The 19840-nt window shown below is 58.6% G+C and carries 22 protein-coding genes; 6 read left to right on the top strand and 16 right to left on the bottom strand.

From position 1 onward, the window contains the following. Window positions 1-152 precede the first annotated feature (152 nt). The 12 genes from CA85_RS07225 to CA85_RS07170 all read right to left on the bottom strand — a co-directional run bounded on the left by CA85_RS07225 (window position 153) and on the right by CA85_RS07170 (window position 9039). Window positions 153-443 carry a EutN/CcmL family microcompartment protein gene (locus tag CA85_RS07225; protein WP_146390642.1) on the bottom strand — a complete coding sequence of 97 codons (291 nt, stop codon included), beginning with the start codon at window positions 441-443 and terminating at the stop codon, window positions 153-155. Further along, on the bottom strand, window positions 440-1141 hold the full coding sequence (locus CA85_RS07220) for a hypothetical protein (protein WP_146390641.1): 702 nt from the start codon (window positions 1139-1141) through the stop codon (window positions 440-442). Before CA85_RS07220 ends, CA85_RS07225 begins: the two co-directional genes overlap by 4 nt. A gap of 110 nt (window positions 1142-1251) precedes the next feature. Then, window positions 1252-1506, bottom strand: a complete 255-nt coding sequence (locus CA85_RS07215; RefSeq protein ID WP_146390640.1) for a EutN/CcmL family microcompartment protein — start codon at window positions 1504-1506, stop codon at window positions 1252-1254. A gap of 6 nt (window positions 1507-1512) precedes the next feature. Beyond that, window positions 1513-2952 carry an aldehyde dehydrogenase family protein gene (locus tag CA85_RS07210; RefSeq protein WP_146390639.1) on the bottom strand — a complete coding sequence of 480 codons (1440 nt, stop codon included), beginning with the start codon at window positions 2950-2952 and terminating at the stop codon, window positions 1513-1515. 5 nt (window positions 2953-2957) lie between these two features. Further along, complete coding sequence (locus CA85_RS07205) at window positions 2958-3275, bottom strand: EutN/CcmL family microcompartment protein (RefSeq protein WP_146390638.1); 318 nt, start codon at window positions 3273-3275, stop codon at window positions 2958-2960. A gap of 39 nt (window positions 3276-3314) precedes the next feature. After that, window positions 3315-4553, bottom strand: coding sequence for an acetate/propionate family kinase (locus CA85_RS07200; RefSeq protein WP_146390637.1), 1239 nt, complete (start codon window positions 4551-4553; stop codon window positions 3315-3317). A 42-nt stretch (window positions 4554-4595) separates the two neighbouring features. Further along, window positions 4596-4865 carry a BMC domain-containing protein gene (locus CA85_RS07195; RefSeq protein ID WP_146390636.1) on the bottom strand — a complete coding sequence of 90 codons (270 nt, stop codon included), beginning with the start codon at window positions 4863-4865 and terminating at the stop codon, window positions 4596-4598. A gap of 68 nt (window positions 4866-4933) precedes the next feature. Next, window positions 4934-5236, bottom strand: coding sequence for a BMC domain-containing protein (locus tag CA85_RS07190; RefSeq protein WP_146390635.1), 303 nt, complete (start codon window positions 5234-5236; stop codon window positions 4934-4936). A gap of 89 nt (window positions 5237-5325) precedes the next feature. Next, the gene (gene pduL / locus CA85_RS07185) at window positions 5326-6078 is read right to left on the bottom strand and encodes a phosphate propanoyltransferase (protein WP_146390634.1); all 753 of its coding nucleotides are present in this window, start codon (window positions 6076-6078) and stop codon (window positions 5326-5328) included. Beyond that, complete coding sequence (locus tag CA85_RS07180; protein WP_146390972.1) at window positions 6075-6950, bottom strand: DeoR/GlpR family DNA-binding transcription regulator; 876 nt, start codon at window positions 6948-6950, stop codon at window positions 6075-6077. The genes pduL and CA85_RS07180 overlap by 4 nt, the downstream gene beginning before the upstream one ends. Window positions 6951-7226: 276 nt before the next feature. Further along, on the bottom strand, window positions 7227-7796 hold the full coding sequence (locus tag CA85_RS07175) for a DUF421 domain-containing protein (protein ID WP_146390633.1): 570 nt from the start codon (window positions 7794-7796) through the stop codon (window positions 7227-7229). A 91-nt stretch (window positions 7797-7887) separates the two neighbouring features. Next, window positions 7888-9039 (bottom strand): baeRF3 domain-containing protein, encoded by a 1152-nt coding sequence (locus tag CA85_RS07170; protein WP_146390632.1) that lies wholly within the window; start codon window positions 9037-9039, stop codon window positions 7888-7890. Between the two features lie 252 nt (window positions 9040-9291). Between CA85_RS07170 and CA85_RS07165 the strand changes: the two genes are divergently transcribed. After that, window positions 9292-10296 (top strand): hypothetical protein, encoded by a 1005-nt coding sequence (locus CA85_RS07165; RefSeq protein WP_146390631.1) that lies wholly within the window; start codon window positions 9292-9294, stop codon window positions 10294-10296. 344 nt (window positions 10297-10640) lie between these two features. On the opposite strand, the gene CA85_RS07160 is transcribed toward CA85_RS07165, so the two are convergent. The 3 genes from CA85_RS07160 to CA85_RS07150 all read right to left on the bottom strand — a co-directional run bounded on the left by CA85_RS07160 (window position 10641) and on the right by CA85_RS07150 (window position 13805). Then, window positions 10641-11954 (bottom strand): outer membrane protein assembly factor BamB family protein, encoded by a 1314-nt coding sequence (locus CA85_RS07160; protein WP_146390630.1) that lies wholly within the window; start codon window positions 11952-11954, stop codon window positions 10641-10643. Between the two features lie 64 nt (window positions 11955-12018). After that, entirely contained in the window at window positions 12019-13056 is a 1038-nt protein-coding gene (locus CA85_RS07155; protein ID WP_146390629.1) for a DUF1559 family PulG-like putative transporter, read from the bottom strand. Window positions 13057-13208: 152 nt separating this feature from the next. Further along, window positions 13209-13805, bottom strand: coding sequence for a hypothetical protein (locus tag CA85_RS07150; RefSeq protein ID WP_246112572.1), 597 nt, complete (start codon window positions 13803-13805; stop codon window positions 13209-13211). Window positions 13806-14185: 380 nt separating this feature from the next. Here CA85_RS07150 and thrC point away from each other — a divergent pair, with 380 nt between their 5' ends. From thrC to CA85_RS07125, 5 genes are all read left to right on the top strand, one after another. Beyond that, window positions 14186-15613, top strand: coding sequence for a threonine synthase (gene thrC / locus CA85_RS07145; RefSeq protein WP_146390628.1), 1428 nt, complete (start codon window positions 14186-14188; stop codon window positions 15611-15613). A gap of 531 nt (window positions 15614-16144) precedes the next feature. Next, on the top strand, window positions 16145-16993 hold the full coding sequence (locus tag CA85_RS07140) for an HAD-IIA family hydrolase (protein WP_146390627.1): 849 nt from the start codon (window positions 16145-16147) through the stop codon (window positions 16991-16993). A gap of 47 nt (window positions 16994-17040) precedes the next feature. After that, window positions 17041-18129, top strand: a complete 1089-nt coding sequence (locus CA85_RS07135) for a DUF1559 domain-containing protein (protein ID WP_146390626.1) — start codon at window positions 17041-17043, stop codon at window positions 18127-18129. Between the two features lie 111 nt (window positions 18130-18240). Further along, window positions 18241-18732, top strand: a complete 492-nt coding sequence (locus CA85_RS07130; RefSeq protein ID WP_146390625.1) for a carboxypeptidase-like regulatory domain-containing protein — start codon at window positions 18241-18243, stop codon at window positions 18730-18732. Between the two features lie 116 nt (window positions 18733-18848). Beyond that, window positions 18849-19163 (top strand): DUF2853 family protein, encoded by a 315-nt coding sequence (locus CA85_RS07125; protein WP_146390624.1) that lies wholly within the window; start codon window positions 18849-18851, stop codon window positions 19161-19163. A 123-nt stretch (window positions 19164-19286) separates the two neighbouring features. On the opposite strand, the gene CA85_RS07120 is transcribed toward CA85_RS07125, so the two are convergent. Continuing rightward, a complete protein-coding gene (locus tag CA85_RS07120) occupies window positions 19287-19691 on the bottom strand; it encodes an SseB family protein (protein WP_146390623.1) in 405 nt (134 codons plus the stop codon). Between the last annotated feature and the right edge of the window lie 149 nt (window positions 19692-19840).

Below are 19840 nucleotides of genomic sequence, written 5' to 3'. Positions count from 1 at the left end.
GCTTTCTAAAGGTGAGAGTGAGGGTTATCGGCGGCGAGTCAGTGGGCTATCCCAGAAGGGGTCTGACCCTTTGGAGGCGAATCATTTGAAGTGGTTTTTTAGCGGCCTCGCCGGAGCGGGTCAGACCCCTTTCCGGTTAGGCTCCTGGTAGATTAGTTCGAAGGGTCAATATTCAAGTGGTCTAAAATCGCGACGATGGAGGCGTCGATCGGTTTAACGTCGGGTTGAAACGGTGCTGCGGCTTCGGGCCCCTCAGCGAGCGCCACGAGGTCGCCGTGGCCACATCCGCATAGATCCCATGCAACGATCAGATCATTGCCCGGCACAGGAACATCGAGGTCTTCGATTCGCTCGACCACCTCCACGCACCGCAGCGTTGCGGCATGCAGATCGGGATGCATACGCGATAGCGTGGTATTGCCGAGCACACGAGCGATCTTCATGACAATCCTCCGGCAACGGTGATCTTCGGGTTCACTCGCGATGCCCCGGAGTTGGGCCTGGCGATTGCTGCGATCGCCCCCGCGAGGGCGACCAGGTGCAGGTGAGCCGTATCGAGCACGAAGGTGTTCGGGCTGAGATCACTCAGAAACCGCGGGATGTCATCGAGTCGATTGATCGCAACGACACAGCGGTCTGATCCAGTGTGCTGGTGCGCGGTGATCGCGGGCCGGCTGGACAAGATCACTGCGAGTGACGATTGATTGCAAAGCCGAACTCCGCGGCTGATGGCCTGCTTCTTCACCGCAGCCAAGAGCTGGTCGGGGACACTGCCATCTCGCTGCAGGTGGACGGCGCGGGAACCGGGCAGGAATTTGGCCTGCGTCACCTCGGCACCTGCCGTCGTCCCCGCATCGACTCGGGTCAGGGCGATGCCCCGCTGACGCAGTTCATCGCGGGCCGCTGGGGTGACCACGGTGCGAGCCGATACCTCAACGCAATTGGTCGATGCATTGATCGCAGCGATGTCGTCGAGCGAGCAAACGCCGCCGGAGATAACGTGCGTTCCCGGCGCCGTCTGCGACGTGGGAGATTCGCTATCTTTTCCTGCGGCCTGCTGCCGCAACTGAGCCAGCACGCGGCCAACGACCCCTTCGATATCAATCGAGGCATTCGTCGAGGCGTTCGTCGATGCATTCATCGAGGCACTCTTCAATGCGGAATCGGTAGGGCGATACAGGATTCGGGACACGGGATACGTTGGCGAGCGGATGTCGGTGGAAGATAAAGGAAGAAGCAGTGTGAAACGCGTCAGTCGATGAGGCCACAAACACTCCACCGCGCCGGGCAGGAGCGGTCACCTGTGATGTCGCCGATCGCCGACCCATCGCTGGTGACCATCACGAAGTCACCACTGCGACAACCGAGCGGGTCGAGCATCAACAGAGGCGGTCCATCAGCGGACTGGTCAGCGGTGAGTGGTTGGGCGACCACCAGACGGCGGCCAACGAGCGATTCGTGCTTGACGGTCGCTCGGGCATGGCCCAGAACTTTCGCGGTTTGCATGAGCGTTTAAATCACCCGCAATTCGTCGACCATGCTACAGCGGCGTTCACGCGTGAACGTGTTCGGGCTGGTCACGCCTTCGCCTGTCGGACCGGCAATGGAAAAGGAGAGGTATCCTTCGCCGCCCAACCCGAGGCTGGCCATGCAAGGACCGTTCTTGACATACAAAGTCGTGTCGAGCTCGCGCCCCATCTGAGTCATGTTGTGAACGTTGCGCGAGTGGATGATCGCGGTGTGACGGAAACCGTGTTCGTAGTGTTTGGCCATCGCGATGGCGTGATCGATGTCACGAGCACGCACGAACGGAACGAACGGCATCATCTGTTCGACGGTGACGAAGGGGTGGTGCTCGTCGGTTTCACCGAATACCAATTCGCAACCTTCGGGCGCGTTGGCACCCGCTGCCCGGGCCAACACACTGGCGTCTCGGCCGATGAAGTCCTTGGCTGCGGCATCGTGTTGGTCGTCGCCGACCTTGACGATGGCTTGCGAGGTGAGTTTGGCGATCTGGGCGGCGTCGAGTTGCATGGCACCGGCGCGTCGCATCGCGGCCATCATGTCATCGAAGACTTCCTCGACAACGAAGACTTCTTTTTCGGAAATGCACAGTAGGTTGTTGTCGTAGGACGCACCTTGGATGATGCATCGGGCTGCGTTGTCGAGATCGGCGGTTTCATCGACGACCACAGGTGGGTTGCCCGGGCCCGCGACGATCGCGCGTTTCCCACTGCGAAGCGCGGCCCGTCCCACCGCTGGTCCGCCCGTCACGCAGATCAGGGCAATGTCGCGGTGAGCGAACAGGCCGTCGGCGCTCTCGAGCGTCGGCTCCGCGAGCACACAGATCAGGTTATCAATACCGACCTCCGCAGCAATCGCTGCGTTGAAACGGCGGACGCCTTCCACGGCAACCTTCTTGCCCGACGGGTGCGGGTTGACGACCACCGCGTTGCCGCCGGCAATCATACTGACGGCGTTGCCTGTGATCGTTGGGAGGCTGTGTGTGACGGGGGTAATCGCGGCGATCACGCCAAAAGGTGCTCGCTCGATCAAAGCGAGTCCATGATCACCACTGAACGCCTTGGTCTCGAGAAACTCCGTACCGGGCGAGAGTTCGCCGAGCGTCCGCAGTTTTTCGATCTTGTGTTCCGGTCGGCCGATGCCCGTTTCATGCATCTCCATCAAACCGAGTTCTTCGCACTGCTCGATGCTCACTCGGCGGATGATGTCGATGACTTGTTTGCGTTCCTCCATCGTGCGGCTGCGCAGTTGCTCGTGAGCGGCACGGGCCGCCGCCACCGCTTCGTTGACATCGGTGAAGATACCGTTGCGTCCCGCACCGGGCGCCACGTTTCGGCGGAGTGGCTCGGTTGCTCCGGGAGGCATCGGTCCGACCTCAGAGAGGACAGCCGAAACGACGTTGCGAATCAGGGTTTCGTCAAATTGCATGATGTTTAGGCTTCCTTTGTTCTGTCAAAGACAGATTTCTTTTCAATGTGAACGCTGTCGACGATGCCGGTGATGACCGCGTCGATGGGAAGTGATTTGGTCTCCGGGGTCAGACGCGCGGAACTGCCCTGGCAAACCAGAACGAGGTCCCCTTCGCCCGAGCCGAGCGTGTCGACCGCGATGAATGTTCGTCCCGTTGTGACCAAGGACGCCCGCGTATCGGCATCGAGCCGATAGGGCTCGACAATCAATAGCTTGTGACCTTTCATCGACGCCACTTTCTGGGTCGCGACAATCGATCCGGTTACGCGTGCTAAGAACATGAGAGAGTGGGTACGTGGAAAAGTGGGAGGGGTGGGTGGCTACTGGCCAATCGCTTGTTTGGCCCGTTTGGCAACGATCCATTCTTCGTTGGTCGGGATCACCCAAATTTGAACTTGGCTGGATTCACTCTGCAGTGAGCCCTCGCCACCGGATTGCTTGGCCTGTTCGCGGTGATTCACGTTTCGATCGCTGTCGAGTTCGATGCCGAAGGACTGGAGCTGGTCGCAGACTGCCTCGCGAACAACCTCCGAGTTCTCGCCAATCCCTCCGGTGAAGACGATGGCGTCGAGGCCGCCCATGGCAACCATCATGCCACCGAGATGTCGACGAATCTCTTCGACGAACACCGACAGGGCCAACTTCGATTTCTCGTCACCTTCGGCAGCCGCCGCTTCAATGTCTCGAAGATCACTGCTGCGATCACTCAAACCTTTGAGACCTCCCTCGTGGGCCAGGGCGGTCAGCAATTCGTCGAGTGACTTGCCGGTTCGCTCGATCAGCAGCGGAAGTGCGAACGGATCGAAATCGCCGACTCGGTTGTTCTGCGGCAGGCCCGTTTGCGGGGTCATGCCCATCGTGGTCATCACGCTCTGACCGTTTTGGATCGCGGTCAACGAACTGCTGCCACCGAGATGGCAAGAGATCACGCGGGCGTCGTTTCGGCCGAGCAAATCAGCAACGCGTTCAGCGATGTACCGATGACTGGCACCGTGAAATCCCCATTTTTGAACTTGGTAGTCATCACGCCATCCCTGGGGAACCGCGTATAACCTGCGGGCTTCGGGAATGGTGTCATGAAACTCAGTTTCAAAAGCGGCGACCAAGGGCAGATCGGGGAATCGCTCCCGCAGTAGCTTCATCGCTGCGATATAGGGTGGGTTGTGCGCGGGGGCGGCGGCATTCATCTCCGCCATCGCCTCGAGCAGATCGTCATCGACCAAAAACGTCCCGCTCTTGCGTCCGCCATGAACGGCTTTGAAACCGATCGCAGCAACCTCGGACGCATCCTTGACACACCCGTGCTGCGGGTCGGTCAACTGATCCAAACAGGCCTGGACAGCCACACCGTGGTCCGGGACAGGCATCTCGGAGACCTCGTGATACTCGCCAATGGTGACCTCGCATCGACTTGTCGAAGCGTCACCGATGCGTTCGACCGCGCCGCGTGCAAGCACACGGGCATCCGGACGCACGTCGGGCGATTGGAGGTCGCCGCTGACGTCGAGCAGTTTGTATTTGAAGCTGGTCGAACCCAGATTCGCAACGAGGATGAGCATGGGAGATCTTCCTTGAGTAACAGAGGTCAGGCGGGGAACAGTTCAGCCGAAGTAAGCCGCGACCAGCCCTTCGGCAGGTCGTGGGATGATATGGCTGCTGACCAATTCACCGATTTGAGCTGCGGCGCTGGCACCGGCTTCAACGGCTGCACGGACACTGCCAACGTCACCGCTGACGACGGTCGTGACCAAGCCACCACCGAGATCGACTCGCTTGACAATTTCAACGTTGGCAGCCTTGGCCATGGCGTCGGTCGCTTCAACGAGGGGAAGCAGACCTTTGGTTTCGATCAAACCGATTGCATCATTCATGATTGTGGGTTTCGTGTATTGAGTTCAAATTTCAGAATTGGGGAGGGCAAGCGAAAGCGGTAGAGAGACTACTTTTTCGCTGCTGCTGTGGCGGGTAGCTTGATAACCTTCTCGAGGTCACCGTGAGGCCGAGGAATGACCTGCACACTGACGACTTCGCCGATCCGGCCCGCTGCAGCGGCACCCGCGTCCGTTGCTGCTTTCACAGCTGCGACATCGCCAGTCACGAAAACTGCCGCGAGACCCGCGCCGACCTTGTCCCAGCCGAGGAACTGCACGTTGGCAGCCTTCATCATTGCGTCGGACGCTTCGACGAGGGCAACGAACCCTTTCGTCTCGATCATGCCGAGCGCTTCTTTAATTTTTGCCATCGATTTCAACCTTCTTTAGAGAGAGGGGGGGAGTTGGGAGAGAGTAAATGAAAAGGAGTCACTAAGAGCCTGTCGCTCGTAGCTGTTATTCAATGCCCACAAGCACAGGGCTGAGGCATGGGTTGGAGGTGGACCTCACTGGCGGCGTCCAGATGGCACGCGTTGCCTTCGTCGGTATCAATGTGAACTTCAAGCTTGGCCGCCTTGTCAGCTCGTACCAAGACGTCATCGAATGTCATGCTGCAGTCCGCACTCTTGATCAGAAGCTGCATCATGTCACCGTTGGCGACACCGAAGTAGGCTGCGTCGTGATCGTTCATATGAACATGGCGGGCCGCCCGAATCACACCCTGATCGAGCTGGACCGTTCCGGCTGGGCCGACCAACACGCATCCAGGTGTACCTTCAATGTTGCCGCTGTGCCGGACCGGCGCGTCGATCCCCAACGAGATGGAATCGGTGAAGGCCAGTTCGAGTTGGCTGAAGGCGCGTGTGGGACCGAGCACACGGACGCTGGGGAGCATCCGGCGACGTGGGCCGACAACCATCACAGTCTGCTTAGCGGCATAAAAACCGTCTTGATACAGATCCTTGTCCGGCTCGAGCACGCTGCCCTTGCCAAACAAAATCTCGACGTGTTCGTCCGTCAGGTGACAATGACGGGCCGATATGCTCACGCGCAGATTCGGCTTGCCATCGACCCAACCCAACGGGGAACTCGACTTGGCCACGGGGGGATTCGCCGACGCAGATGGTAGCGCAGAGCCACCTGGGGGTTGCGTTTGACGGATAGCGCTGCGGACGAGCGCCTCGATCTGCGTTCGATCGACTGTCATGCTCATAGGGAGTTAGCCGAACCGGCTTGGTCAGAGGAAATGGGATGAGAATTGTGTGCGATGGGCGAGCACTGCGGTGATTCAGCCTCCGCCGGGCGAGCAGGCGATGTCGCCTCGCCGATGGAGGCCAATAGTAGTTCGACGCAAAGGGAATCGAATGATTCGACCCAGCGATTTTTCAATTCGCTGTCGGTCACCACCCTACCCACGTCTTCCAACCCGCATATCTGGGACAGACTGACTCTGCCGAACTTGCTGCTGTCGGCCAACACGATCGTTTGGTCAGCAGCCGTCAACATCGCCCGTTCACTCTCGACCAACATCATGTCGCTGTTGAAAAAACCCCGCTCGGTCACGCCAGCGACCGAAAGAAAGGTCTTGGTCACGTTAATGTCCGCTAACATCGCGTCAGCCATCGGGCCGATCGCAACCGATGTGCGGCGCCGGACACAACCTCCGATCATGATCAAATCAATCGAGTCACTCGTCGACAGCAGATGCGCGACAGGCAACGAGTTGGTCACCACCTGCAGAGGTCGATGGACAATTAATCGAGCAAGTTCGTAAACCGTGCTGCCGCCATCGAGCAGGATCGTATCACCGTCATCGATCAGTTCAGCTGCCGCCCGGCCGATCGCCTGCTTCCGTGGCCAACCGTCATCACGATGGCTGCGGAAAGTGTTGATCGTGTCGGATTGCCCCGTCCAATAGACGCCACCATGAGTGCGCCGCGCCTCACCTGCCTCCTCGAGGACTTCCAGATCTCGGCGGACCGTCGACTCGCTCACTCTCAATACCGACGTCAACTCGCCCAACGCCGCAAACCCTTGGGCGCGGACATGGTCGCGAAGTCGTTCTCGGCGAGCCTCAGTGGACAAAGCTTTTCTTTCATCCGGGTGACAGAATTCAGTCATTGCCGGACAGTATTCATTCACCGGTGGCGCTTTTCAAGCATGCAAATGCCGGATCCCCCGATTTTAGAGAAAATAAGAAGGATGGGCGATCGAGAACCACGCCTGAGCCGGTCGCGAGCGTGGCTGGCCCGAAACGGGCGGAAAGGCGGATCGCAAACGTTCCGCAGCCATGACGGAACCGGTCGCTACGCAGGAAGTCCCTCGGCGTGTCCCCCCTGAACCGACAACTTGATTCGATCCTCAGCCGCTCGGAACGCCGGAGCGGCTTTCCAGAAAATTCTCCGCTCCCAGGACACCTCGCAAAAAATCCGGCTCCAATTCAGCGTCCGAATTGCTTGAATGCAGGACCGAAATATCGCCGGTTGTCTCAAAGATCACTGCGAGAACCTGATCGTAGTTCAACGCATTGGCTTCGCGCAGCTTGCCGAAGACGTCGGCTCGGCTGACGTTGGCTTTGCGGAGGTTGTCGTCAAGAAAATGACGGCCGGCCATCAGTAACAAAGGCTCATTGTCGACCACTTTGCTGACACCGGAGATGCGCGATCGCAGGAACGCGAGGGCCCACTGACCGAAATAGAGGCATCCAATCGCGAGCACGCCCATTACCAGAGTTGGATTGGCCGAGGATATCGTCGACGCGAACAAGGAGCCCACAGCAACTGTCATCGCGAAGTCCGCAGCTGACATTTTGGAAAAGCTCCTCAGCCCGACTAAACGCGTGAAAAGCAGTATCGCCGCATAAGTCACTAGCGACGAGAGCAGCACCATCGCCATGTCGGGCGATGCGGCGGTTATCCATTTTTCGATCATGTGTGCTTCCTTATTATCCGCGCCCCATTGGCAAAACGACACCCTCTTTCAAGTCGGCACTTGCGATATCGACGCAGGTAACCGTGAGGGGTTAGAACCGGTAGATCGCCGAGGTTGTCGCTGACGGGCACGTGAGCGCGGCCACGGATCCACCCGCCAGTAGAGTTTCCCGCACCGCGAGACTAACGAGGTCGCAATCGCCCCGCTCGTCCACGCGAGCCGTGCTGGAATCACGATCAAAGACGCCACACTGAGCTTCTGGCTCACCCGCGTCCTCGGATTTAGCGAGCAAGAGCGTATCGACGCGCCCCGATGCTGCTTGCGAGACGATTTTGGCGATATCCGTCGAGCCAGCCTCATTCGCAACAGCGGTTCCTAACGACTCCACCAGCGCATCTTCGGATCCCTTCAGCAGGCAAGCCGACGCCTCCACGAGACGCGACTTCAACTGCGAGTCGCTCAGTCCGTCGGGACTGGCGTGGACAACCGACGCGATTTTGACATCGTTTCGCCCTCCGAAGTGACCGGCTACCTCCTCGGTCGCGAGCACGATCAGCGGGTGAGCGGTGTTGTACAAGGCGTCCGCAAGACGCTTGCCCACCCGGGACAGGTACATGTCGCGATCCGCTTCGATTTTGCCTTCGCCCTCACCGTGTCCATGGAACATCGCATTCTCGCCGCTGCTGGCGCCGGAAGGCCCGCGTGCGGCGGACTGGGTCGAGAACTGCAACTGCTCCTCTGGGTCTCGAGCAGTCACCAAATCGTCCATCGTGACTGGGAATGACTCAGTCGCAAGCTCGCGAGCCTGGTGCCCGTCGCATTCAAAAAGCCTCGCCTGTTCCCATGAGAGAGCCAACGCCCGAACCGTTCCTCCACCACACGCCGCAGCGGCGATTGAGGGCAAGTAGTAGTGCTCGGCAACGCAGACATGCTCGGCGGGCGAATGAGACAACCTGAACCGATGCTGACCGTCCTTGGACAGAAACAAGGCGAAACCTGCGAGTTGGTTCTGCCAGAATTCGTGGTCTTGAGCGAGCCCCTCCAGCTCCACCAGACTCTGACGCACCTGCGAGCACTGATCCCCCACTTCTTCAATGGCCTGCTTGAGCAGATTCTTGAAGCGGATGGGGTTCTCGGTGGTCTTGTGGCCGTCCTCATGCGTGGGCATCAGGATCGACACACAGAGCCCCGATTCACTGCCTATCAAATCAACGAGATCTTGTTTTGTGGGATGATCGATCATGGTGGTCTCCTGGCGGTTAGTTATCGATAGTCGAAACTTCTATCCCACAGTGCAGCAAACGGAATACCAGAGCGGCAGTTCGGCCGGTGAGATTCCGACGATCTTCGCGACACCCCATACGACGAAATCGCTTTGGGAACGGCAGTTGCGGTGCTAGACGATTGGTCGCGTGAGGGAATTTCCTGGGCAGAAGCGATGCTCGCCCCCTCACAGAACAGAATCTTTTCCCCACATAAATGAAGGAATGAAACCATGAAGAATCACATCAAACGAATCGCCTATGCCACAGCACCTTTCATCGCGTTGACGTCGCCGGCCTCGCTGCTGCATGCGGACGAACCCAACGACGCAGGGCCACGTTACGAAGACGATGCCTGGTACGACGTCTCCGAATGGTTTGACGGCAATGACTACAACCCCACCGACGAAGCGATCGGACGTTGGGATAATGAGACGTTCAGTGTCTACGAACAGCGTGATGGCACCGACCAAGACAACGACGTCGAGAGCGTTAGCGCCGAAGAGTTCTACGGTGAAGACTGGGACGATGGATACGGCACCTATACCGACGCCGATGAAGATGGCGTGTACGAATCTTTCGCCCGCTACTTTGACACCGACAACGATCGCTTAGACGACAGCTATGCGACCTATCGAGACGCCGATGGTGATGGGACCTACGAGGACTACGAATTCAGCGAACTGGGCAACAACACCGAGCACGACGTTCGCAGTAGCAACGTAGCCCAGACGACGCAGCAAGGGCTCAGCGGAAAAGCTGTCAAGGTCTCCGGCACGATCACTGAAGTCAAGAACGTAAAACGTCTCCGGGAGATGTCTCGGCTGCTGAAAGTGGAATACGGAGACGGTGAATCGCTGTGGGTCGACATGGGCGGCGATCGAACGATGAGTCTGTTCGAAGGCGATAAATTCACCGCGATCGGGCCGATTGCCAAAGCAGGCAACAAGCGAGTCCTGATGGCAACCACAGTCGAAAAACTGGGGTTGAGCCGGGCAATCACACGGGAAGGACGCAAATACAGCGGAACGATCGATTCGACCAAGGTCGCAACCGTGCAAGGCGAAAAACACACTGTCGCCAAGCTGAAAACCGAAGGAGGTAAGATGATGACCGTGGATATGGGCGTCGTCGACGACTCCAAGAAGTACCAAGACGGCGACCAAGTTGACGTCACCGGCGTCCCCGTGAAGCTCGGCGACCGGGTGATTCTCATCGCCGACAAGACCACCCTCTAGAATCGCTTAGCAACACACGAGGAATAAGTGTCGGTTTTAGAAGTGGACGAGGCGACGAGTCCTGCGGCTTTGGACTCGTCGCCTCGTCCACTACGACAGATATGGATCGTCTGTTGCTAAGTCGCCCGATAGCATTGATTGTTTGCGCACAGCGACCCCCGGGGCCGCTGTGCTCGCATTCGTTAGTAGCCGGCCGATGCTCTCGCCGGCAGCCAGCCGGAGCGACCGCCCGCCCATGCATGGGCGGGCGCAACCGATTGGCGAGATCGACTCGCCGCAGGTGGCCCCGTCGCGGCCGGCGGTTGAGCGTCCTACCGTGGCAGCATGCCGCAACATGGGAATGATTAGCGAACGGCGATCAAGCAGTTGCCAACCCGGATAACGAAGGTTCCGTCGACCGCGGCGGCACCGTAGAGAGTGGGCTTGCTAAACATCGCCGCCGCGCGTTTCCGCTCCTCGGATGTTTCTTCTGCCATCGGCTCGGCCGCGGGCAGCGTCTCTTCATTCCAGGTTTCGTTCTCTGCGAGAACTTTGAATTCAGGACCGGCTGCTAGCACAGTGACCACACCTTGTTGACCGAAGCAGTAGATTCGATCGCCCACCGCGATGGGTGTCGCCCAACATGACTGCTCGATGCGTTTGGTGTAGACATCTGCTCCGGTCTCCGCATCGAAACAGTAAACGACCCCTGCGCGATTGATCCAATATGCCAGCCCCTGGTGGATGATGGGCGAGGCCCAACTCGGTGACGCTTTCTCGGCGACCCATTCCCGCTGCACCGACCATTCGCCGTTTTGCTGGGCCACTTTCAATAGACAGTTTGAGTCTTTTGACGACCCAGCATCTTCGCCGTTGCGGCCCGCCGAAGCGCCAATGAGGAACCGGCCGTCGCCCGAGTCAATCGGCGTGGTGCCGGTGTTGCCGCCAATGTCAGTAAAGGTCCACAGGAGTTCACCGGATTCAGGATCGTAGCCATCGACGCTCCCTGCGGAACTGACCACGACTTGCGAGGTGCCGTCGATTTCCATCAGGGCTGGCGAACTCCAGCTACGGCGGGGAGTCCGCTCGGCTTTCCACGAGGTTTCACCGCTCTTCTTGTCCAGTGCCAGCAAGCAGCTCGGCCCATCGTGTTCCAGCAAGACAAACACCTTTGCTTCACTCTGGCAGGGCGATGCGCCCAGACCAAACTCCGCGGTTAGCGGCCCGTTATCTTTACCAAGGTTCCGTCGCCACAATTCGTCGCCATCGTGCGAGTATGCAACGCAGTCTCCACTCTCGTAGAGCGCGACCACACGGTCGGCGTCGACAACTGGCGTCGGAGCGGCGCGACTGACATAGTGGGAGTTTTTGACGGGAAACGAATTCGCAATACTCTCGCGCCACAACTCTTTGCCGCTTCCCAAATCCACGCATGTCGTGTGATAGGTGTCCTTGTTAGGCCCCTCGACGCTAGTGACGAACACGCGATCGGCCCACACCACCGGGCTGGATTGCCCTCCTCCGGCTAGCTCCGCCTGCCAGGCGACGTGTTCGGTGGGAGTCCAGTTCAATGGGAGTGATTGTTGGGTTTCAGAAGTGCTGCCCGCGCCCAAGAATGCCGGCCAGGCATCGACGCTTCCAGTTGCCGATACGAGAAGCAGTGTGAATATCCAGGTCATGATGATCTTTCGAATGTAAAAAGGGTTGGCTCAGTCGGATCCGACCGGTTGAGTGAATAAAAAATCAGTAGGCGGGAATGACTTGTTGGTCGGCAATGGAACCGATCAGACGCCACGCTTTCGCATCGATCGAATCGGTCGTGAATCGCACCGAACCGTCGGCGAATAATACCATCACGCCACCCATGTGACGACTCCGCCCGCTCTTGATCGCCGCGTAACGGGAGTAACAGTCGTTGATAATGGAGTTGGGACCGTGGGTATGATGATACCCCGAGTCATTGACCGAACCGTCCGCCCATTTTTCGCCGCGGCGAAAGATCGCAGCACTGGAATCGTCCAAGCACCACGAGTCCTCAATCGTTAACGCGTCGGCGTTCCAGACCGACGCGGTCTCACGCTCGGCACCGAGGTTGGCAACCCCTCGCGTGCTGTCGGGAAGTCCGGACCCCACCAAGGTTTCACAGAATGCCGCTGTGTTGGATGTGCCGTCGAGCATATCGCGAAACCGTTTCTGGGAATCGGTGAAAAACAGCCCATCGCAGTTTTCATAGACACCGCCGTCGGCAGCAGTGCCGTTGTTTGCATGGTAGTTGCAGGCGCCCCATTCCTCGCTGATGTTCTGACGGACGTCACTCGGGCACAGAAATGTTGGCACTCGCGTGGCCACCGCCGTCCCCAGGTCCGGATGCGTAACGACACCAGGAGGAGGCCCCATTGAGAAAAGGTAAAGCGGCTTCTTCAAGTCGATTGCCCCATAGACGGCGGACTGCTCCAGGTAAGGTGTCAGCAGCGCCAGGGGTCCCCAGCGATAGAACGATTGCTGTGAGGCTGGGACCGGTGCCTTTGCTTGCAGTCGCTGCGAAGGAAAGTGGTTCAAGGTGTCGTGGTGCATGTGCAGGGCCAAACCGATCTGTTTCATATTATTGCTGCACGACATTCGCCGAGCCGCTTCCCGCGCCGCTTGGACCGCGGGCAGTAACAGACCGACTAGAACTCCAATGATGGCGATCACAACGAGCAGCTCGACGAGCGTGAAGCCCGATCGCCGGTGGCATGAGCGGTGTCGTTTCAACCGCCCCGTGCAATGGTAAGTATTCATGATATGAGTGAATTTGAGTGAAAGTGATTCAAGAGCGAGGTTCCCGATGGCTGCGCAGCGTCGATTCCAAACGCTTCGGTGCAGTGCGCAACGCTCCGCCGACCGGTTGCGATCGGCGAAAAGGGAAACAGAGAGTTCGACCGAGGTCTCGCCTAGGGAACGGGCGGATCCACACTCTCACTCATCGATGGCGCCGACTCACTGAGCAACGGCAAACGATACAGCAGGGGAGGGTCGGGACGCGAAATCCCTGAGGGCGGCACGTCAAGAACGGCGGAGGACAAGAGTGTCCAAACGAGGTCGATGCCCCGACAATGGCTGACACTCTGCAGCGATAGGAGCCGGAGCGACGTCGGGGTGGCGGCCGCAGGCTCCGCGGGCCGGTCGGAACAAGTTTGCCCGCAACAGCGACCGCAACTCTTCTCGTCGGCAGCCGGTGCGGTTGCCAGGTCGGATTCGCTCGATTCTCGAGCCGCTCGAGCAACGAGGAAATCAGGCGCTTTGACACCGTTGTCATTGGCCCACTGCAACTTCTCAGCATCGCTATGGCAGCAACAACGGTCCCAGCAGAAATCCGCATCGGTGCAACCGCAGGGGCAATGCTCGCAAGGAAATCGCCCCTCTTTGGTCGGGACTGGGCGGGAGAGCGGAACCCCTGTCAATCCAAGCAGCAACACCAACAGCAGAACGCTGCTGATCGAGCGCTGCCAAATCGCTTTGACGCCGCGGCGATAGAAAGAAAGTGCCAAAGAAGAAGGTTCCGAATTCAATCACGAACGCATGCAGGTCCGCTCCTCACCCCAGATAGATTAATCAAACTCCGAAGTAGGACAAAGGGGCGAAATGTCGCAGTCCGTCGACCGGAGGAGGGGCGGGGAAACGACCGCCCGAACCGGGCCCCGGTTGCAGCGCCAGGAGACCTCGGTCGCAGCGCCAGGGGACCTCGGTCGGAGAGGCAAGAGACCTCGGTCGCAGAGGCAGGGACCTCGGTCGGAGCGACTGCGGGGCCCGCGCGGCAGATTTGGACGGCATCCCCGCTCTGCTCTCCCTCGCCTCGGTTGGCCAGGACGGCTATGATGCCGATTGACCCGACCGACAGTTCCCCTCCGTCCGCCGACGAAACACATCGATGCTCTCGACCGCCGCCCAGCACAACGCCGCTCAATCCGACCTTGCCTTTCAGCGCTGCATCAATCCCAACTGCGCTGCGACCTACGAGACGATGAGCATCCGCACCTCGTGTGACCGCTGCGGAGACCTACTCGATATCGCTTACGATTGGGACCGGGCCGCTGTCCCGGGCCAGCTCAGCGATTTCGAAGCGATGTGGAGCCAACGCAACAACCCCGTGCGGTTTTCGGGGGTATGGCGATTCCATGAACTGCTGCCGTTCGCCCCGCAGAGCAAAATCGTGACCGTTGGAGAGGGTCAGACGCTGCTCCAGCAAGCCGATGAGGTTGCCAAGTACGTCGGACTGAATCCTGGCCAATTGCACTTGCAATACGAGGGGATGAACCCCTCGGGCAGCTTCAAGGACAACGGGATGTGCGCCGCCGTGACGCACGCGGGCATGATGGAAGCCCAACGGGCGGCGTGCGCCAGCACGGGCAATACGAGCGCGTCACTCGCTCTGTACTGTAGCGCCACCCGCGCCATGAAAGCCGTGATCTTCATTGGCAGTGGCAAGATTAGCTACGGAAAGCTCAGCCAAGCACTCGACTATGGCGCCTTGACGGTCCAAATCGCCGGCGATTTCGATGATGCGATGATCCGTGTGAAGGAAATCGCCAAGAAACTCGGGATCTACCTCGTCAACAGCGTCAATCCATTTCGCTTGGAAGGGCAGAAAACGATCATGTTTCGGGTCCTCGAAGCACTCCGCTGGGAAGTCCCCGATTGGATCGTCGTGCCCGGCGGCAACCTCGGCAATAGCAGTGCGTTTGGGAAAGCCTTCAGTGAATTGTATCAGCATGGATTGATCGACCGCATCCCGCGGCTCGCAGTCATCAACGCCCGGGGCGCCAATACGCTGCATGAACTCGTGCAGAAGCACGGGGTGAAATGGAACGGCGGCAATGTCAGCATGGAGCCCATCACTCAGTACAACGAATCGATGGACCGTGATGGCAAACGTGCCGATACGATCGCCAGCGCGATTGAGATCAACCGGCCCGTGAACTTGAATAAGTGCCTGCGAGCGCTGGAAGTCATGGATGGTGTCGTCCGCGAAGTCGATGACCAGCAGATCCTGGACGCCAAATCCCAAGTCGGTGCCGGTGGGTTTGGCTGTGAGCCTGCCTCGGCCGCTAGCGTCGCGGGGGCGAAATTGCTGCGGAGCGAAGGGGTGATCGCACCGAGCGACCGAGTCGTGTGCATTTTGACGGGACACGAACTCAAAGATCCCACCGCCACCGTTGCCTACCATTCGTCCGATCGAGAACTCTTTGAAAAGACGCTTGGCAGCCGTGGCGTTACCGAGGCCAACTACGCCAACCGCGCCGTTCCGGTCGCCAACGAACTGTCCGCCATCATCGACGCGATCGAACAGCACAGCTAGCGCGTATCTTCAAACGTTCTTCATCCCTCAACAACGCGAATCCTACACCGAGTGGCTCTAATTCCAGGCAAAATCCTGGAACCAAGCTAGCAACTCAATGAAGGAATGTGCGGATGTGGAAACGCCCCACCAAACCAACAGAGCGAACCCGCTCTCTCTCCCAAAGCATCAGTGAACACCCGGGCGACATCGCCTCCTTGATGCTTTTCCTATTGGGGGTTTATGACCCCTTCACCTCGGTCGAAAACTCTCGCCCAGAGACCCCACCGGCGGCTCTCGATCCAGCACGCCCTGAGCGCGCGAGGTGCGCAGAACCAGTGCAGAGATGCCGTGTTTCTTAGCGGTCCGCTGCGCGAATCTCACGCGTGATCACGGGTGGCCGACGCGATTCCACGTAGCACTACCGCAACGGCACCTTAACTACCCTTATGGCGAATGGCACAAGACGTGCATGATCGCCCCGATCAAACACCCCACGTCGCGTGTCGAGATGGAAGACGGCGATGCCCCCCATACCTTTGGATGCTTTGAATGAAGACTGGATTTCTGATCGACATGGACGGTGTGATCTACCGTGGCAGCCACCTGATCCCCGGAGCCGATGAGTTCATCAACGTGCTGCTCCGCAAGGAGATCCCGTTCCTGTTCTTGACCAACAATAGCCAGCGTACCCGGCGGGACGTGCAAACCAAGCTTCAACGTATGGGGATCCACGTCGAAGAATCGCACGTGTTCACGTGCGCCATTGCGACCGCCCGGTATCTTGCCAAGCTCAAACCCAACGGCACCGCTTACATCATCGGCGAGGGCGGTCTGTTGCAAGCGATGCACCAGAACGGTTTCTCGATTGTGGATCATGCACCGGATTTTGTCGTCGTTGGCGAAGGCAGAACCGTCACTCTCGATGCCCTGGAATCCGCGGTCAATATGATCCTCGGTGGCGCCAAATTGATCGCCACCAACATGGACCCGAGTTGCCCGACACAGTCGGGGACGCGCCCGGGATGCGGCGCAACAGTCGCCTATCTTGAAGCCGTTACGGGTCGCAAAGCGTTTAGCGTCGGGAAACCGAGCCCCATCATGATGCGAGCAGCACGCAAAGAACTGAATCTGGCGACGTCACAAACAGTCATGATCGGTGACACGATGGACACCGATATCCTTGGCGGCGTGCAGATGGGCTATCGCACCGTGCTGACACTCACGGGCGGCACCCGTCGCGAGGATCTCCCACAATTCGCCTATGGCCCGGATGTGATCGTCGAATCCGTCGCGGAACTCTGCGACATCAATCAGTTCGTGCAAAGCAGTCTGCCGATCGGCAATCGTGAAGACGACACGATTCACAACTTTCGCGAATGGGCTCTTGCCAACGCGTAATCATTCACTCTCTTTCTTATTTCTAACTCCTACGAAAAGCTATTTACATGAAGAAAAATCGAAATGGTTTCACCCTGGTGGAACTACTGGTTGTCATCGCCATCATTGGTGTCCTGGTCGGTCTACTACTGCCAGCCGTTCAAGCGGCACGTGAGGCAGCCCGTCGGATGCAGTGCTCCAACAACCTCAAACAGTTGGGGCTTGCCATCCATAACTACCATAGTGCGTACAATCAGCTCCCGGTGGGGGCGACGCATTTCCAAGGTTACAGCGGCGCCTATGCGGATTACCCGCACGTCAGTGCCTCGATTTTCCTGATGCCGTTCCTGGAGATGGGCAATCTCTATGAACAGATCGAGCAGAACGCTCGAGTGGCTGCTCCGGGATCCTCCATCTGGACGTCGCCAGCCCTGCAGGCAGCGGGACCTCAGGCTGCATTCCTGTGCCCGTCAGCCGCCCAAGCGTCGAACTCGGAGTACAGCACGGTTTCCAAATGCCTCTACGTGTTTTCCACTGGCGATGCGATGTGGCACAACAACCGTACCAACGCGCAAGAATCGGCGAACACGTCGAAGATTGACTCGCGCAGCATGTTCGTCAACGCGCTCGAAGGCTCGATGCGTGCGAGCAAGCGTAGTTTTCGCGATTGCCTCGACGGTTTGAGCAATACCGTTGCGATGAGCGAGGTCACCGGCGCACCACGAGAACAAGCGGTTGTCAAAGGAGACGTTGGGTTGTTTCAGGGCCTCTACAACGGAACGACTGCCGTACCAGCCGGCTGCCTGAACGTGCCCCTGACGACCGATCGTCGGCAGTACCAAACCGGAATCGATTGCTGGCGAGGCTTGATTCTCGGTGACGGCCGCGCAGTCAACAATCGCTTCACGACCACCCTTTCCCCCAACTCACCCTCCTGTGCTTACTCTAGCAGTAACTACTCCTGGGGGTCGTTCGCGCCCACGAGCGAGCATCAAGGCGGTGTCCAAGCTCTCATGCTCGATGGTTCGGTTCGCTTCGTCACCGATTCAATTGATTCGGGCAATCTCAATGCTGCCCAAGTCAATTCTGGGAACAGCCCCTACGGAATTTGGGGTGCCATGGGCTCGCCGCAGGGCAATGAAACGACCTCGATGTAGCGAGTCGCCCAACCCTGCACTCATCTGCTCGTGGTGCTCGAAAGTCGAGCGCCACGAGCTTTTATCATTCCACTAGATCGATATCTCCTCAACTCAATCCATCGAACTCAAATGCAACTCACATCAGCCTCCCCAATCCTGTACTGCCTGGCCATCCTCCCCTGCATCGCATTGGGATGCGCCAAGGAAGATCGCCCCGAAGGGCTGCCGGAACTCCAGCCCACCGTGGTCAAACTCGTGCAGGGAGACGCCCCTCTCGCGAACGCCAGCATCCGTCTGATTCCCCAGGACAGCTCCAACCGTTGGTCGACGGGCGGGACAACGGACGAGAATGGCGAAGCTACACTGCGAACCCATGGTAAGTACGAAGGGGCTCCACTGGGTGAATACAAAGTAACCGTCAGTAAGATTGAATCCGACGCGTCCAACGGCGACGTCGACGATCCCTCCGGGGCAGTCGACAATAAAACGTATCAACTGGTTGACCTCGCCTACCAATCCGAGCAGAAGACCCCCGCGAAAGTCTCCGTTTCTGCTGATCAAGACCCCGTGACGACCATCGATGTCGGCGCGCCGATCAAGAAGACGTTGCCGAAGCTCTAAGGCACTGCGGGCGTTCACCGACGCCGTGAAAAATTGATATACTGGGCGGACCGCAATGCGGCCGCCCGTCGGCTGCGCGGGATGTTTGAGCCCCAGTCCTTTTCGAAGAGAGTTCCATGAGCAAGTATCTCGAGAACGTCAAGAAGTATGTCGACTCGCCCAATGAGACTGCCGTCGAGGCATTGGTGGCCCATCTCGGGCTCGCCCTGCAAAGCCATGATGCATCGATCGTGGCTGCGACGGATGCAGACGAACTGGCTCGGATCAAAACGGGGTACTGCTCCAAGACGCTCGATCTAACGGCCGAAGAAGCCGATGCAGCGATCGCGAAGACCTGCCAGAAAATGACCGGTGACAAGGCGAAGTGCCGCGTCACCTTCTACTACCTGCTCGCCGAGGCAAGTGATTCCATGGGACGCTTGGCAGCTTAGCAACGGACGATCCATATCTGTCGTAGTGGACGAGGCGACGAGTCCAAAGCCGCAGGACTCGTCGCCTCGCCCACTACGAAAACCGACACTCATTCATCGTGTATTGACTAGGCCAATCGGTCGCTACTGCAGATTCAGTTCGTCCAGGATCTCACGGATCAAATCCGTTTCGACCTGGCGATGCCCTTTCCCGTCGGGATTCAGGAGAATGCCGAGCTCGTCGTCGAGATAATCGAGCATCGTGCGGCCGTCGACCCAGAATCCACCGACTTCCGATTCGCTCTCAAAGAGATCGCTGCGGGTCTCAACGAATTGGCTGGCGTGATCCTGGCTGGAGAACACGACCAGGTAATCGCGGCCGCCACTGCTGGCCGTGAGCGCCCCGAGCACCTCTTCGGATTCCGTCTCGTCACCCAAGTGGATGAGAACGAATTGACTCTCGATAAGCTGACGGGTGACCGAGGCGATGTCATGACGCGAAATCGCATCCTGAAAACTGCGACCGTTTAGCTCCGACTCGACACCCATGAAATACCATCACCTGCAAGGCGTTCGGCGTACACTGCATCATCCCTCGGGCAGCTCGATTGTTTGGGAGAGATCCGTTCCCGCCGCCTCAATGCACTCGCATCCTGAGTCGACCCTGACAATATAGCTGGTCTAGAGGGAATACAGAA

This window comes from Allorhodopirellula solitaria (assembly GCF_007859855.1).
Lineage (GTDB): Bacteria > Planctomycetota > Planctomycetia > Pirellulales > Pirellulaceae > Rhodopirellula > Rhodopirellula solitaria.
The sequence above is the reverse complement of the archived record's forward strand: the minus strand, read 5'-3'. Positions and strand labels throughout refer to the sequence as shown.

Bases quoted from the DNA above. Each gene is read 5' to 3' on its own strand.
- CA85_RS07225 (WP_146390642.1), bottom strand. From the start codon at position 443: ATGAAGATCGCTCGTGTGCTCGGCAATACCACGCTATCGCGTATGCAT.
- CA85_RS07220 (WP_146390641.1), bottom strand. From the start codon at position 1,141: ATGAATGCATCGACGAACGCCTCGACGAATGCCTCGATTGATATCGAA.
- CA85_RS07215 (WP_146390640.1), bottom strand. From the start codon at position 1,506: ATGCAAACCGCGAAAGTTCTGGGCCATGCCCGAGCGACCGTCAAGCAC.
- CA85_RS07210 (WP_146390639.1), bottom strand. From the start codon at position 2,952: ATGCAATTTGACGAAACCCTGATTCGCAACGTCGTTTCGGCTGTCCTC.
- CA85_RS07205 (WP_146390638.1), bottom strand. From the start codon at position 3,275: ATGTTCTTAGCACGCGTAACCGGATCGATTGTCGCGACCCAGAAAGTG.
- CA85_RS07200 (WP_146390637.1), bottom strand. From the start codon at position 4,553: ATGCTCATCCTCGTTGCGAATCTGGGTTCGACCAGCTTCAAATACAAA.
- CA85_RS07195 (WP_146390636.1), bottom strand. From the start codon at position 4,865: ATGAATGATGCAATCGGTTTGATCGAAACCAAAGGTCTGCTTCCCCTC.
- CA85_RS07190 (WP_146390635.1), bottom strand. From the start codon at position 5,236: ATGGCAAAAATTAAAGAAGCGCTCGGCATGATCGAGACGAAAGGGTTC.
- pduL (WP_146390634.1), bottom strand. From the start codon at position 6,078: ATGAGCATGACAGTCGATCGAACGCAGATCGAGGCGCTCGTCCGCAGC.
- CA85_RS07175 (WP_146390633.1), bottom strand. From the start codon at position 7,796: ATGATCGAAAAATGGATAACCGCCGCATCGCCCGACATGGCGATGGTG.
- CA85_RS07170 (WP_146390632.1), bottom strand. From the start codon at position 9,039: ATGATCGATCATCCCACAAAACAAGATCTCGTTGATTTGATAGGCAGT.
- CA85_RS07165 (WP_146390631.1), top strand. From the start codon at position 9,292: ATGAAGAATCACATCAAACGAATCGCCTATGCCACAGCACCTTTCATC.
- CA85_RS07160 (WP_146390630.1), bottom strand. From the start codon at position 11,954: ATGACCTGGATATTCACACTGCTTCTCGTATCGGCAACTGGAAGCGTC.
- CA85_RS07155 (WP_146390629.1), bottom strand. From the start codon at position 13,056: ATGAATACTTACCATTGCACGGGGCGGTTGAAACGACACCGCTCATGC.
- thrC (WP_146390628.1), top strand. From the start codon at position 14,186: ATGCTCTCGACCGCCGCCCAGCACAACGCCGCTCAATCCGACCTTGCC.
- CA85_RS07140 (WP_146390627.1), top strand. From the start codon at position 16,145: ATGAAGACTGGATTTCTGATCGACATGGACGGTGTGATCTACCGTGGC.
- CA85_RS07135 (WP_146390626.1), top strand. From the start codon at position 17,041: ATGAAGAAAAATCGAAATGGTTTCACCCTGGTGGAACTACTGGTTGTC.
- CA85_RS07130 (WP_146390625.1), top strand. From the start codon at position 18,241: ATGCAACTCACATCAGCCTCCCCAATCCTGTACTGCCTGGCCATCCTC.
- CA85_RS07125 (WP_146390624.1), top strand. From the start codon at position 18,849: ATGAGCAAGTATCTCGAGAACGTCAAGAAGTATGTCGACTCGCCCAAT.
- CA85_RS07120 (WP_146390623.1), bottom strand. From the start codon at position 19,691: ATGGGTGTCGAGTCGGAGCTAAACGGTCGCAGTTTTCAGGATGCGATT.